The sequence below is a fragment of the Xenorhabdus miraniensis genome (assembly GCF_002632615.1).
Window position 1 is genome coordinate 24,345 of record NZ_NITZ01000020.1, and the last position, 15,104, is coordinate 39,448.

Annotated in this window: 13 protein-coding genes; 3 read left to right on the forward strand and 10 right to left on the reverse strand. The window is 41.7% G+C overall.

The window, feature by feature from the left end:
- The first annotated feature begins 274 nt into the window (after nt 1-274).
- A complete protein-coding gene (locus Xmir_RS16710; RefSeq protein ID WP_099114813.1) occupies nt 275-913 on the forward strand; it encodes an FMN-dependent NADH-azoreductase in 639 nt (212 codons plus the stop codon).
- A gap of 43 nt (nt 914-956) precedes the next feature.
- Here Xmir_RS16710 and Xmir_RS16715 read toward each other — a convergent pair whose 3' ends face one another.
- The 3 genes from Xmir_RS16715 to Xmir_RS16725 all read right to left on the reverse strand — a co-directional run bounded on the left by Xmir_RS16715 (nt 957) and on the right by Xmir_RS16725 (nt 4,229).
- The gene (locus tag Xmir_RS16715) at nt 957-1,277 is read right to left on the reverse strand and encodes a YdbL family probable chaperone protein (protein WP_099114814.1); all 321 of its coding nucleotides are present in this window, start codon (nt 1,275-1,277) and stop codon (nt 957-959) included.
- Between the two features lie 10 nt (nt 1,278-1,287).
- Nucleotides 1,288-1,473 (reverse strand): YnbE family lipoprotein, encoded by a 186-nt coding sequence (locus Xmir_RS16720; protein WP_244170935.1) that lies wholly within the window; start codon nt 1,471-1,473, stop codon nt 1,288-1,290.
- A 146-nt stretch (nt 1,474-1,619) separates the two neighbouring features.
- Nucleotides 1,620-4,229, reverse strand: coding sequence for a YdbH family protein (locus Xmir_RS16725; protein WP_099114816.1), 2,610 nt, complete (start codon nt 4,227-4,229; stop codon nt 1,620-1,622).
- Nucleotides 4,230-4,488: 259 nt separating this feature from the next.
- On the opposite strand from Xmir_RS16725, the gene cls reads away from it, so the two are divergent.
- Entirely contained in the window at nt 4,489-5,949 is a 1,461-nt protein-coding gene (gene cls, locus Xmir_RS16730) for a cardiolipin synthase (protein WP_099114817.1), read from the forward strand.
- A 102-nt stretch (nt 5,950-6,051) separates the two neighbouring features.
- Complete coding sequence (locus Xmir_RS16735) at nt 6,052-6,381, forward strand: HI1450 family dsDNA-mimic protein (protein WP_208620441.1); 330 nt, start codon at nt 6,052-6,054, stop codon at nt 6,379-6,381.
- A gap of 120 nt (nt 6,382-6,501) precedes the next feature.
- Here Xmir_RS16735 and oppF read toward each other — a convergent pair whose 3' ends face one another.
- The 7 genes from oppF to Xmir_RS16770 form a co-directional block, all read right to left on the reverse strand.
- The gene (oppF, locus tag Xmir_RS16740) at nt 6,502-7,503 is read right to left on the reverse strand and encodes a murein tripeptide/oligopeptide ABC transporter ATP binding protein OppF (protein ID WP_099114818.1); all 1,002 of its coding nucleotides are present in this window, start codon (nt 7,501-7,503) and stop codon (nt 6,502-6,504) included.
- A complete protein-coding gene (oppD, locus tag Xmir_RS16745) occupies nt 7,500-8,498 on the reverse strand; it encodes an ABC transporter ATP-binding protein (protein ID WP_099114819.1) in 999 nt (332 codons plus the stop codon). Before oppD ends, oppF begins: the two co-directional genes overlap by 4 nt.
- A 9-nt stretch (nt 8,499-8,507) precedes the next feature.
- Complete coding sequence (oppC, locus tag Xmir_RS16750; protein ID WP_099114820.1) at nt 8,508-9,416, reverse strand: oligopeptide ABC transporter permease OppC; 909 nt, start codon at nt 9,414-9,416, stop codon at nt 8,508-8,510.
- Between the two features lie 14 nt (nt 9,417-9,430).
- A complete protein-coding gene (oppB, locus tag Xmir_RS16755) occupies nt 9,431-10,351 on the reverse strand; it encodes an oligopeptide ABC transporter permease OppB (RefSeq protein WP_099114821.1) in 921 nt (306 codons plus the stop codon).
- Nucleotides 10,352-10,436: 85 nt separating this feature from the next.
- Complete coding sequence (oppA, locus tag Xmir_RS16760) at nt 10,437-12,080, reverse strand: oligopeptide ABC transporter substrate-binding protein OppA (RefSeq protein WP_099114822.1); 1,644 nt, start codon at nt 12,078-12,080, stop codon at nt 10,437-10,439.
- 124 nt (nt 12,081-12,204) lie between these two features.
- Complete coding sequence (locus Xmir_RS16765) at nt 12,205-13,845, reverse strand: ABC transporter substrate-binding protein (RefSeq protein ID WP_099114823.1); 1,641 nt, start codon at nt 13,843-13,845, stop codon at nt 12,205-12,207.
- A gap of 603 nt (nt 13,846-14,448) precedes the next feature.
- Complete coding sequence (locus tag Xmir_RS16770; RefSeq protein WP_099114824.1) at nt 14,449-15,093, reverse strand: YchE family NAAT transporter; 645 nt, start codon at nt 15,091-15,093, stop codon at nt 14,449-14,451.
- Nucleotides 15,094-15,104: the final 11 nt, after the last annotated feature.

Sequence of the window (15,104 nt, forward strand, 5' to 3'; positions counted from 1 at the left end):
ATTTTATATACACTCTCAGTTTAGTCAATTTACCGTTTTATTGGCGATAAATTTAATGGGTAATCACCCGCTATTCAATGAATTTGAACTCCAATCTCTATATAATTAATGGAGTACAATTTTTACTCGCTTAAACCCTTTTCAATCATTCAATGAATTTGAATTCTTACCTCAAAATATTGAGCTATTGACTGAACAATTCTCTCTATAAAATAGAACACAGTCGATATCATAAATAAAGTTATAGTTCTTAAGATAACTAAGGAAGTAAAGAATGAATAAAGTACTGCTTCTGAAATCCAGCATTCTGGCGCAATATTCCCAAAGTAATAAAATGGCTGACTATTTTGCTGAAAAATGGCTGGCTAATCACTCAGAGAGCAACATTACCACACGCGATCTCGCTGAAAATCCGGTTCCAGTACTGGATGGAGAATTGGTCAGTGCCTTGCGTCCAAGCGATGCAGAATTGACAGAACGCCAAAAATCAGCATTAGCACTGTCAGATGAGTTGATTGCAGAATTAAAAACACACGATGTTATTGTCATCACGGCACCAATGTATAACTTCACGATCCCTACTCAGCTCAAAACCTATTTTGATTTGGTTGCCCGTGCTGGTCTGACTTTTCAATACACCGAGAAAGGCCCTGAAGGTTTGCTAAAAGGCAAACGCGCTATTATCTTGAGTAGCCGTGGTGGCATTCATAAAGATAGCCCTACAGATTTGATGACACCATACCTGCGTGTTTTTCTCGGATTTATTGGCATTACCGATATGGAATTTGTGTTTGCTGAAGGTTTGGCATTCGGCGCAGAACCTGCCAACCAAGCACATCAGAATGCCCATGATGCGATAGATGATGTCATAGAAAAAATGGGACAGGCGCAACTCGAAAAAGCCGTAGCCTAATAAAAGGTAGCTTGATAAAGATTAAGTGCGCCGAACGGCGCGCTTATTTCTTCACCCAATTGCCATTGATACCAAGAACATACTCTCCTGACGTCGCCCGGCTGACTAATTTTTCACCCGCAATTTTCGCGACCTGATCTGTTGTCATATTGTTTTGGACCGCAATTTCAGCATATTTCTTTTCCCGTTCTTCATTAATTTTTTTAACTACAGACTGAGCGTCTTTGGTATTTTTTACGGGTGCCAGATAGCCACTGAATGTTTCCCCCACCAGCCCTTGTTGTTTTGCTTCGTTCAATGTCATTCCCACAGCAAAAGAGCTGAATAGCAGACTCAAAATAAAGACCATTCCTGCTTTTTTCATATTCTAACCCTTAGAATAAATTAGAGTTGTTTTTGAGCATATCTTCAATTTGCCGATCGACCTTAATATGAATTTCATGTTCAATTTTCACATTCATATTGATATTGATGGGTTTATCAGGTGTCGCGACTTCCAGCCTGACACAACCCACCAATACTATGTTAATCAACATTATGCTTACTAACGCCATGCCCATTCTGACGGATGGTATTCTGCATCCAACTTTTGTTATCATTTATCACTCCCAGTTGACAGGAACAGCCCAAAACAAATAAGAATCTTTAATCCATTGCCTTATTACTGACAACCCTACTTGCCGTTTTATTTCCATCTAATTAACCCCTACATCACCGATATATTTTTCTGTAACCACTCTTCCAGATTACTGCCAAACCGTAAGCTGCGCCATAACTGAAAAATATTCTCTTCATGACGGTAGTTGAGCCTGACTTCCCGCTTTTTGTCGACCACGGGATTAACCCCACTGATCTCAGCATGTAATGTCAAAATGCCCAAATTATCGAGGGTCACATAGGCTTTTGAACGGCTGATTTCTAAATAACGTAACCAATCCATTGCCATACCGGCTGAGAAGTCATTTTTTCCTATAGAATCAACCGTATCCTTATCCAACCTCAAGGTCAGATATCTTTCATTAGATACCCAGCCTCGCTGAATAATCCACTTTTCGTCATTTAATAAGATTGGCAATTCACCACTGATTTTTCCTGACATTGCTATTTGCTTCACTTTTAATACGCCAAACAATTTGCTTAGGTTCAGTTTGTTAAATCGCAATACCGCAGCTTCTTTTTGGGGAAGCTGCAATTTGTTCATTTTCAACTGACCATCCAGCGTATCAACATTCACATTAGTCAATGCCAACGGCTGTGCATGGGTTGGTGGATAAAAACCCAGCAAATCGGCTGTTACATTCTGCATGTCAAACAGCCCCTTAATGGCTTTGATGCGAAGCTGGACTGGTGATGTTAATCCCAACTGCCAAGTCTGTTCCTGCAAACGCCATGGAAGCACAAACTCCAAACCATCAACTTCCCCGTTTTTCAGCCACATATTCGCTTCTTTTACTACCCAGTGACCACCAGCGCGCAGTCCTTGCCCTTTCGCGGCTGAAAAAGCAGCCTGAGCATAAATTTTACCGCCACGCACTGTAATTCCCAGATCGGGTGGGATTAAGGATTGAAATGCTAATAAAGACTGCTGAGGCCAACGCGCTTCTCCCCTTAATCGTTCCCCATCCCAACGCCCATAAAATGGAATCGGGCCAATACCTTTGGAATGTAATTTGCCATTTAGCATAAAATTATCTGGTGATTGCCCAGTCAATGTGGCCTTAAAATCAAATGGCGGTAAAAAACCACCCGATCGAAATTCGGTTTTTTGAGAAGATAATTGCAAGTCCCCCGTAAATGCCGGACGACTTGCCGAACGTTCCCAAACTAATGGCTTAGTCAGTTTTAAACGGGGTGATTTCATTTGCACAAGACCATATTGAATACGATTAAACCCTGTATTTAATCCATCCACTGTTATCTGTGATTGCTTCCAGCTTCCTGTACCTGCAAGGTCCCATTTAGCCTGTAGAGGGGGTAAATTTCCATTTCCCCAAGAACGCCATTTCCAGTTTCCCTGATCGGGCATAAAATCTTCTGCATACCCATCCAGGTGTAATTTGAATGTTCCCCAATAGCTATCTTGCGCCCGTAAAATGGCCTGTAGACGGCCAGTAAAACCCTCACGAGTCAAGTACGTGCCTGCTAAAGGCAAACGAGCTTCTTTGACAGTAAAAGTCTCACTCACCTTTCCCCATGCACGAAACAATGCTCCTGATTGAAAAGTGATCTTGGGTGCCACCCAAGACCCAGTGACAACAGCAGGTAATGACATGGTCATGATCATTTCCCCGCTATTGATTTGTCCGGTTAACTGGAATGGAATATGTACATTGATCACATTGATTGGTGTTGATGGCACTGACAAAACGACATTGCCTTTACCTCTCTCATTTTGAGTCACCAGATTTACCCGCCCACTGACAGACATGCCTGCTAACCCTTTTTTCCATTGTTCAAGCCTGATATTAATCCCTCCAGACAACGGTTGGTTTGCTGCCAACCATTGCCATTTACCATTACTGATCAAGAATTGAGAGGCATTGAATGACCAAGGCAACTCCGCGAGTAATTGTTGTCCCTTTTCCTCAATAACAGTAAACAATCCACTCTTCCCCTTCCATTTCAATGCCAGCAGCAAAGGTTCTGGGTATTGGCTCACAGATAAATGAGCTGTTATTTGCCCTTGTTCAGGGAGTGATTTAATCTCTAAAGGTAAGGCCATATCTCCATTCAAGCTAATTTCCTGTTCAGGCAATTTCATCCAAAATTGATTAATAATGAGCGTCTTTTTATCTGTAATATTTGCGTTTAGCGTTAATTTCTCACCCTGATAAGAGAGCATTTGGCTCTGGGATGAGGAATCAAATTGGAGTCTGCCGGCGAATTCTTGCCATGGGATAACAGCAAGATGGTCAACAACAAGGTTAATTGCTGGGATATGGGATAATATCTCTTGTACAGATAATGGTGCTGACTGTTTTTCAATCACGGGCAAGTGAACCAAACATTGGCTTTGAGTATCAACATTGGCAACATGAATATTCCAATGACGGCCCTCGGTATTTTCTCGACGTGAATATTCTATGGATAATCCAGATACATTTATCCATTCACATGTCTTTGCCTTCAATGACAGCCTATCCAACCATAGTGCATTCTTTTTCCATGTTGGTTGGCTCAAAGAAAGCGTTACTCCCTGTGGCAGCCAATGACCGGCAATTGATGGTAGCCAGCGTGGAAGTGTATACCACCCCGCCAATACCAATAACACCAGCACAATCACTATCACTGCAAACACTTTTAATAGTCTTGTCATATAAAACGTCTAATACATAGGTGTATTAACTGATCTTACACCATCACTATAGAAGGAATTAGAATCAGTCCTAAGATGAAAGATAGATTAAGAAATCATAAAAAGCTCGGCGTATCAATAATACACTGTAACTTCTATAATTATCTTTGATGACTACCTGTTAAATTAATGATATTAGGTTGATCGTTTGCTCAAATTTCTAGAAACTTGTGGTAATGACAGTATGAAATACTTAAATAAACAGGATTGATTGCCACGTATGACAACCTTTTATTCTGTACTTAACTGGCTGGCGATTTTCTTATACTGGTTGATTATTGCTGGTATCACTATTCGTGTTTTGATGAAACGCCGTCCAGTGACATCAGCAATGACTTGGGTACTGATTATTTACATTCTTCCTTTAGTAGGCATTGTTGCTTATCTATCATTTGGCGAATTACATCTTGGCAAACGCCGAGTTGAGCAAGCCAAACAAATGCGTTCATCTGTCGCCAAGTGGCTTGCGGAGTTAAGAAAATCCTCCCATATTTTTACCGATGAAAATAGTGAGGTGGCCACGCCGCTATTTCAATTGTGCGAACGTCGTCAAAAAATCAAAGGTGTCAGGGGCAACAAAATGCAATTAATGACATCTTATGATAACTCCCTGAAAGCCATTATTCATGATATTGAAAATGCCAAATATAATATTGAGATGGTCTTTTATATATGGCAATACGGCGGGTTGGTCGATCAGGTTACCGATGCCTTGATGCGTGCGGCCAAACGCGGCGTTAAATGTCGTATCATGGTGGATTCGGCCGGAAGCTGGCAATTTTTTCGCAGCCCATATCCTGATATTATGCGCAAGGTCGGCATTGAATTTGTCGAGTCGCTAAAAGTGAATATCTTTCGCTTGTTCTTGCGGCGCATGGACTTACGTCAACATAGAAAAATTATTCTGATCGATAATCATATTTCATACACTGGCAGTATGAATATGGTTGATCCTCGTTTTTTCAAACAAGATGCAGGGGTCGGGCAATGGGTTGATATCATGGTAAGAATGGAAGGCCCGGTCACGACAACACTCGGAATTGTCTATGCGTTTGACTGGGAAATGGAAACAGGACAGCGTTATCTGCCGTCGCCGCCTGACAGCACCATCATGCCTTTTGAGCAAGCCAGCGGGCATACAGCTCAAGTTATTGCTTCCGGGCCGGGATTTCCTGATGAATTAATCCAACAATCCTTGATGACTGCGATTTTTTCTGCCCGTGAGCAACTTATTCTTACCACCCCTTATTTTGTTCCCAGTGATGATTTAATGCACGCGATTTGTACCGCGGCCCTGCGTGGTGTTGATGTAAGTATCATTGTGCCCAGCCAAAACAATTCCTTTCTTGTGCGCTGGGCCAGCCGGGCATTTTTTACTGAATTACTGGAAGCCGGGGTAAAAATTTATCAATTTGAGGATGGGCTATTACATACCAAGAGTGTTTTGGTCGACGGACAGCTTAGCATGGTCGGTTCAGTCAATTTGGATATGCGTAGTTTGTGGTTGAATTTTGAAATCACGGTTGTGATTGACGATGAACACTTTGGAAATGATTTAACGCTGGTTCAACAAGACTATATTATGCGTTCAACGCTGCTTGCCAGCAATCAGTGGGAAAAGCGCCCAGTTTGGAGCCGTATTCTTGAACGTGTATGCTACTTTTTCAGTCCTCTCTTATAATTCGTGACAGAAAAAGTATTCATGCAATATAGAACATGTTTTAATTTCACTCTGTTATTAATCTCGGATACTGCCATCATGGAAAATCAACCGACACATTCTATGCAATTAGATATTAACAACCGAATGACTGAGGATGAGGCGCTTGAAAAAGCCTACGATATCTTTCTGGAAGAAGCGCTCTCTAATCTCGATCCGGCTGATAGTCTATTGTTTAATTTGCAATTTGAAGAACGGGGTGGAGCAGAATTACTGGAACCTTCTGATATTTGGTTTGAGCATGTTGATTTCAAATTGGATCCAGATTTTTTCTCAGAAGTCATTATTGGCTTGGCAGAATCAGAAAATGCTGAAATTGATGATGTTTTTGCCCGCATTTTGATTTGCCGGGAAAAGTCTCACCCTGTCTACCATATCTTGTGGAAAAAATAACAATTCACTTCCTCCTCAGGATATTATTAACAGATAAATGCCCTCAGGATGAGGGCATTTTATTTATGTTAGTTTAAATCAGTGACAGCGTCACATAATGTATGTTTTCCGCATCACTCACTATAGCGGATCAACTTTGAGACAAGACACTGCATGCTTAAAGCTGCCTTCAAGCAATGGACGGGTCTTAGCACATTCCGCATCTGCCATTGGACAGCGGGTGCGGAATACACACCCGGATGGGGGATCAATCGGTGAAGGTAGTTCCCCTTCCAGCAATTCAATATGCTTATTACGTTCTTTGTCTGGATCAGGAATCGGTACTGCCGACATCAGCGCCCGGGTATAAGGATGTAACGGATTATGATAAACCTCATCATACGTTCCCAACTCTACCGCATTCCCCAAGTACATCACCAATACCCGATCTGATATGTGTTTCACTATCGACAGGTCATGCGCAATAAATATCAGGGAAAGCCCCATTTCCCGTTGCAATTCCTGCAATAAGTTAACAACTTGCGCCTGAATGGAAACATCCAGTGCAGAAACGGGTTCATCACAGATAACTAATTTAGGCTCCAGGATCAAAGCACGGGCAATCCCAATACGTTGGCACTGACCGCCTGAAAATTCATGAGGATAACGGTTAATCAGATTAGGTAATAACCCCACCCGCATCATCATCTGTTTCACTTTTTCTTTTATTTCCCCATCCTTCATTTTGGGGTAATAAGTTTTCAATGGCTCAGCAATAATGTCCCCAATGGTCATACGCGGGTTCAACGATGCCAAAGGATCTTGGAAAATCATCTGAATATCGTTGCGAATATCCCGCCATTGCTTGTCACCCATTTCCAACAGGTTCTGCCCGAGCCACGTCACTGCCCCGCCAGAGGCTTTCACCAGCCCAATAACGGCTCTGGCAAGCGTTGACTTTCCACAACCCGATTCACCTACGACGCCCAGTGTTTCACCTTCGTATAATCTCAAGGTCACACCATCTACGGCTTTTAAGGTTTTAGCTGGTTGCCAGAACCATTGCTTTCCATCTTTAATATCAAAATAAACTTTGAGATCATCGACTTCCAATAGGACACGTTTTTCAGCTATTGTGCTCATACTAATTCCTCCTGGGGTTTAAAGCAGGCACGCAAACGCCCAAGGTTAAATTTTTCCAACTGTGGTTCTTCGTGAACACAACGCTCAGTGGCAAACTGACAACGTGGCTGGAATGGACATCCTTTCGGCAAACGCAACAAGTTGGGAGGATTACCCTGAATGGTTGTCAGTGATTCTTCATCATCATCCAAACGAGGAACAGCGTTCAATAGCCCGATGGAGTACGGATGTGTGGGATGATAAAATATGTCACGCGCCGTGCCATATTCCATCGTTCTCCCTGCATACATCACCAATACTTTGTCACAGATACCTGCCACTACACCCAAATCGTGGGTAATCATAATAATGGCGGTATTGAATTCTTTTTTCAGTTCATTAAGTAACGTCATGATCTGCGCCTGAACCGTCACATCCAATGCCGTTGTCGGTTCATCTGCAATCAATAGCTTAGGCTGGCACAATAATGCCATGGCAATCATGACGCGCTGACGCATACCGCCAGAGAATTCATGCGGATACATTTTCATCCGCTTACGCGCCTCTGGCATTTTAACCGCATCCAGCATACGAATAGATTCTTCGAAGGCTTCGCTTTTACTCATATTTTTATGCAGCATCAGCACTTCCGTTAATTGCTCACCAACTCGCATATAAGGATTGAGGGAAGTCATGGGATCCTGAAATATCATCGAGATCTCTTCTGCCCGCATTTTGTTTAACTCTTTTTCCTGCAAATTGAGAATTTCTCGCCCATTAAAGTTAGCAGAGCCACTGACAGAACCATTACTGGCCAATAATCCCATTAATGCAAATGCAGTCTGAGATTTACCAGAGCCAGATTCTCCCACGATCCCCAGTGTTTCCCCTGCCTGTAAGTCAAAATTCAGTTTGTTCACGGCTGTCACGTTGCCATCAGGAGTGCTGAATGTCACATTCAGGTCTTTCACCGACAAGAGTGACTCAGTATTTTTTGCAGTTTCTACGCTATTCATAGGCTCTCCTTAACGGTCTTTCGGATCGAGGGCATCTCGCAGGCCGTCACCAATAAAATTGAAACAAAACAGGGTCATTACCAGAAAGCCTGCCGGAAATAACAACAACCATGGAGCGACTTCCATAGAATTAGCGCCATCGCTTAACAAAGCGCCCCAACTACTGAGCGGCTCCTGAGTTCCCAAACCAAGGAAGCTCAAAAAGGATTCAAACAGGATCATGCTGGGTACGAGCAATGAGGCATAAACCACCACAACACCTAATACGTTTGGCACGATGTGACGTAAAACAATATGGCGGGTAGAAACACCACAAACCAAAGCGGCTTCAATGAACTCCTTGCGCTTTAAGCTCAATGTCTGACCACGGACGATACGTGCCATATCCAGCCATGACACCATTCCTATCGCAACGAAAATTAACAGGATGTTCTGACCAAAAAAAGTGACCAGAAGGATAACGAAGAACATGAATGGAAAAGAGTTGAGGATTTCTAATAAGCGCATCATGACCATATCAACTTTACCGCCAAGATAGCCTGACATTGCACCATACAGAGTGCCGAATAACACGGCAATCAAGGCTGCGGCAATGCCCACCATCAACGAAATTCGTCCGCCGATGGCAACACGCACCAATAAATCACGCCCTGATGAGTCGGTGCCAAAATAGTGGCTGGATTCAAAATCCGGTGGCATCGTCATCATGTTCCAATCTGTATCATCGTAGGCAAATTGAGACAGCATTGGCGCTAAAATCACAAATAATGTAATCAGAAATAAAATACATAAGCTCGTAATCGCTGCTTTGTTATGCATAAAACGACGACGGGCATCCTGCCACAAACTGCGGCCTTCAATTTCGAGCTGCTCAGAAAAATTTTCCAGAGCCTCGCTATTTTTTTTATTCAGTAACATTGCGTGCTCCAGTCTCAGTAACGAATTTTCGGATCAATGACGGCATACAGCACATCAACGATAGCATTAAACATGATGGTTAAACTTCCCACCAGAATCGTCAAACTGAGTACCAGTGAGTAGTCACGATTTAATGCGCCATTAACAAACAATTGACCCAGGCCCGGTAAACCGAAAATAGTTTCAATGACCATTGAACCTGTAATAATACCTACGAATGCAGGTCCCATATAAGAAATGACGGGTAACAGGGCGGGTTTTAACGCATGACGGAAAATAATCTTTCGCAATGGCAAACCCTTGGCTCGTGCTGTGCGAATAAAGTTGGAGTGCAGAACTTCTATCATAGAACCGCGGGTAATACGGGATATGCTGGCAATATAAGAAAGGGAAAGTGCAACCATCGGCAGAAGCATATATTTAGGTGCCCCGCCATTCCAGCCCCCACCCGGCAACCATTTTAAGGTAATGGCAAATATAAGCACTAATAAGGGGGCAACCACGAAGCTGGGGATAACAACCCCCGTCATGGCAAACCCCATCACCGTATAGTCCCATTTTGTATTCTGATTTAATGCTGCAATAACCCCTGCACTGACACCAAATATGACTGCCATAATAAAAGCAGCAAATCCCAATTTGGCCGAAACTGGCAGCGCTTCTGCAACCAGATCATTGACACTGTAGTCTTTATATTTAAATGAGGGGCCAAAATCCCCTTTGGAAAGTTGGATTAAGTAATTGAAGTATTGTTTATAGATAGGGTCATTCAAATGGTATTTCGCTTCAATATTTGCCATAACTTCCGGCGGTAGCTTCCTTTCCCCTGTAAATGGGCTACCCGGTGCAAGCCGCATCATAAAAAACGAAATAGTAATAAGAATAAAAAGTGTCGGGATCGCCTCTAAGCAGCGGCGTAAAATAAACTTTAGCATTGCCCGTTCCTATTGTTTAGCCAAACCATAGCCTTAAATTATCTGACAAGCAGGCGACCCAATAGATTGAGCCACCTACTGATTCCTAATGTTTTATTATGTACATATCCTTCGCATGGAAGTTATCCAATGGATCTTTGCCGGTATAGCCACCAACATAAGGCTTCACTAAACGAGAATTGGTATAGTAGAAGATTGGAACAATTGCAGAATCTTTATCTAATTGAGCATTCGCTTTGGCGTAAATTTCCGCACGTTCTTCATCAGTTTTTGCTTGAAGTGATTGTTTCAATAACGCATCAAACTCTTTGCTCTTGTAGTGAGCGGTATTATTACTGCTATTGGATAACATTGAATTCAAGAAGGTAGAGGCTTCGTTATAATCAGCACACCATCCGGCACGGGCAATGTCATAATTACCCTGATGGCGAGAATCCAGAAACGTTTTCCATTCCTGATTTTCGAGGGAAACATCAACACCGATATTCTTTTTCCAAAGGGAAGCAGCAGCAATAGCTAATTTTTTATGCAGATCGGAAGTGTTGTACAGTAACTTAATTTTCAGGGGATTATCTTTGGTAAACCCGGCTTCCGCCAAAAGTTTTTTCGCTTCGTCGTTACGCTGTTGCTGATTTAGCTTGGTATACCAATCCGGTTTTTCATCTTTAAAATCGGCGATATAAGGTGGTGTATAACCATAAGCGGGTATATCCCCCTGATTTTTCACCTTATTAGTCATAATATCTCGATCTATACCCAGATTCAGCGCGGTACGTACTCGTGGATCATTAAAGGGTGGCCTTTCATTATTAATTTCATAGTAGTAGGTACACAGTTTCGGATTAACAACTAACTGCTCAGGGATCTCTTTTTTCAGTTTTTGGAACAACTCAACAGGTAAGTTGTCATAGGACATCTCAATTTCACCAGCACGATAACGGTTAACATCTGTAATTTCAGAGGAAATTGGCAAGATAGTGACTTGATTAATGATGGTGTTTTTATTATCCCAATACTGGGGATTACGTTCGAGAACCAGTCGCTCATTGATCACCCAACTTTTCGGTTTATAAGCGCCATTACCTACAAAGTTTTGCGGTTGTGTCCATCTATCACCATATTTTTCTACGGTTGCACGATGGACAGGAGATGTGGTCGGGTGAACAAACAATCTAACTAAATAAGGAATAGATTCACTGAGGGTTAACTGTAATGTGTGATCATCTAATGCCTTCACCCCCAAAGATTCAGGTTTTTGTTTGCCTTTGATGATATCGTCAACGTTAAGAAGATGGGCATATTGCATAAAACTTGCATAGGGAGATGCCGTATTGGGATCTACTACTCGGCGCCAGCTGTAAACAAAATCCTGTGCGGTGACAGGGTCACCATTTGACCATTTTGCATCTTTACGCAAATGGAATGTCCAAACTTTAAAGTCCTTATTTTCCCAGCTTTCTGCCACTCCTGGTATAATTTTACCGTCAGGCTCATTGATGACCAAAGTTTCAAACAAATCACGGGCAATGTTGGATTCAGGAACACCTTCAATTTTATGCGGGTCCAGTGATTGCGGTTCAGAGGCATTATTGCGAACCAGTACCTGTTTTGCAGCGTCTGCCAGTTGCACACCAGCCGGTACTTGTGCTGCAAATGCCTGCCCCCCTATCAACATGCCTAATGCTACAGCAATGCCAGTAGCAAGTTTTTTCTTTGTTGTGTTTACCATTTTATTCTTACTCCTATTAATATCATCTGATCCATGAATGCGATATCCACGCATTAGAATGGTTGTTATTCGTACCCTAAAGGAACTATTTTGTTTACAGCAAGATAATATTTTGTGATAACGATCAGTTAATCGCTTTTTTAATATACAGATTCTTTAAATCGATATAATCAAGGGGGTCTTTTCCTGTCATTCCCCCAACCGTCGGACGAATAAGGCGCACACTGACACGGTAATAAACCGGTATCAGCCCAGAGTCTTTATCGAGTTGAGCCTCAGCTTCCTGATAAAGTTTCTTACGCACTGCTTCGTCTTTAGCGACAAGTGCCTGACTCAGATAATTATCAAAAACCTCACTTTGATAGAAAGTGGTGTTGTTACTGCTCGTTGACAACAACATATTCAGGAAAGAAGAAGGTTCGTTATAGTCGCCACACCATGTCGCTCTTGCGACATCAAAATTTCCCTGATGACGATTCTGGAGAGAGGTTTTCCACTCCTGATTTTGCAGAGTGACTTTTGCACCAATATTTTTCTGCCACATAGAAGCCGCAGCAATGGCTTGTTGTTTGTTTTGTTCTGATGTGTTGTATAGCAAGGTAAATTTCAGGGGATTACGGGCATCAAAACCCGCTTCTTTCAATAATTCCCTTGCCCGCTGATTGCGTTGCTCTTGTGTCCAGCTTGCCCATTCGGGATTAATCGTCAGGCCGCTACCAATATAAGTCGGGCTGAAACCATACGCAGGAATTTGTCCCTGCCCCATAATCCTTTCAACAATAATATCCCGGTCAAGACTCAGTTTTATGGCTTCCCGTACCCGTTTATCTTTAAACAGCGGTTTTTGGTTATTGATTTCATAGTAAAATGTGCACAGGTAAGGTGAAATTTGCAGTTGGTCGGGAATATCCCGTTTCATTTTTTTATACAGATCGGGTGGAATAGCGTTGTCAGTAATATCCACTTCTCCGCTGCGATAGCGGTTAACACCGCTGATTCCTGAAACAATCGGCAGGAAAGTCCCTTTTTCAATAATGGTTTCTTTATTATTCCAATACTGAGGGTTACGCGTTAACACAATCCGCTCATTAACTACCCAGTCTTTCAAAATATAAGCCCCATTACCAATATAGTTTTCTGGTAACGTCCACTTATTACCCCATTTTTCGATCACATCCTGCCTGACGGGTTTCACTGCCGTATGGCTCAACATATCAACAAAATAGGAAACTGGGTGACTGAGAGTGACTTGAAGACGATGATCATCTAACGCCTTAACACCCAATTGATCCGGTGATTTTGTTCCTTTTAAAATCTCATCGACATTCTGAATATAGGCATATTGTAAATAACTGGTATAAGGTGACCCTGTGCTTGGATCAGCCAAGCGACGCCAACTATAGACAAAATCCTGCGCAGTCACAGGCTTACCATCGCTCCATTTGGCATCTTTACGTAAATAGAATGTCCATAGCTTATGGTCCTCATTTTCCCACCTTTCTGCCACCCCCGGAATTGTCTCGCCATTTGGGCCTGTCGTGACCAACCCTTCCAACAAATTACGGATAACGGCCGTTTCTGGACCACCTTCAACTTTATGTGGGTCCAGTGAAGTGACTTCAACGCCATTGTTAACGGTTAGTTCTTGTTTTTCGGCTAGCGTGATCCCTGCTGGTACGGTCGCCGCAATTCCTTGTACGGCAGGAACCGATAATAAAACGATACTCGAAATCAACCGACTCAACTTTGATGGTTTTTTCCCCATTTTTTCCTCCAAGCGATAAACAGCAAATGAATCGTTTTTAATCTACTAACCCCAATAATTTACTTATCGCGTTAACAAGTGGTAATTAACCTACTAAAAAGCTATGCTCACATAATAATTGTTATATAGTTTTTATAATAAATTTATTAAAGGATTAAGGTTATTCATTTCCCTTGTATACAATCCATTCACAATACCAATGTAACGCATTAATAATATTAGTTTTTATTTTGTTACCCCAAGGCAATGATCATAAAATGCGATTACGAGAGAAAATAAACATTATTTTAACAAAATGCAATCACCACAGAGTAAAAATCCACCTTCATCACAAAATAGCTAAGCAAGCTACCAATTAAATAAGATTATAAAAAGTAAAATAGTGTGGAAAATTACAGTATTATTTTGAGGTAGTCAGGCTAGAAAAGAATAAAATATGAGCAAAGATATTTAAGAAACTATTCGAAATGGTGTTATTGACCAATTGTATTTTAATTGGTCACCTGTTGATTGAGTTTTGGCTGATTTACTCTCTTTTTGAGTAAAAAATTTCATCTTATTACATTAATGATTTAAATAAATACATAAGTGATCTTGACTGTATCATAATAATCCTGGAAACAGCACTTTTACTCCCGTGACAATAAATTCAACACCTAACGACATTAACAATAATCCCATAATTCGGGTAATCACGTTAATGCCGGTCTGCCCCAAAAATTTCACCAACAAAGATGCTGAACGGAATAACAACCAACAACAAAAAGCAAACAGCACACTGGTTAATGCCAATCCAAAATAATTTTGCCATCCTTGATAACGTGCGCTCCATACCATGCAAGAACTAATCGCCCCTGGGCCTGCCATAAGGGGTAACGCCAATGGCACAACAGCAACACTACTCCTCACTGCGGCCTCCGATTTTTCCAGCTTATTTTGTTTATCTTCTCCCAATTTGCCATTAATCATCGCTACTGCAATTGTAACTATCAACATCCCACCTGCTATACGAAACGAGTTTATTGAAATACCAAACACATAGAGGATCGAATCACCAACCAATAAGGAAATACATAAGATAATGGCAACAGATAAGTTTGTTATGAAATTGGTTTTATTACGTCCCGCAGGTGTCTGATAATTAGTCATACTAATGAAAACAGGTAAAACGCCAATCGGGTTGACTAATGCAAACAATCCCATAAAAAATTTAATATAACCAGAAAATCCCAGTAATGACTCACCCACAATCAACCCCT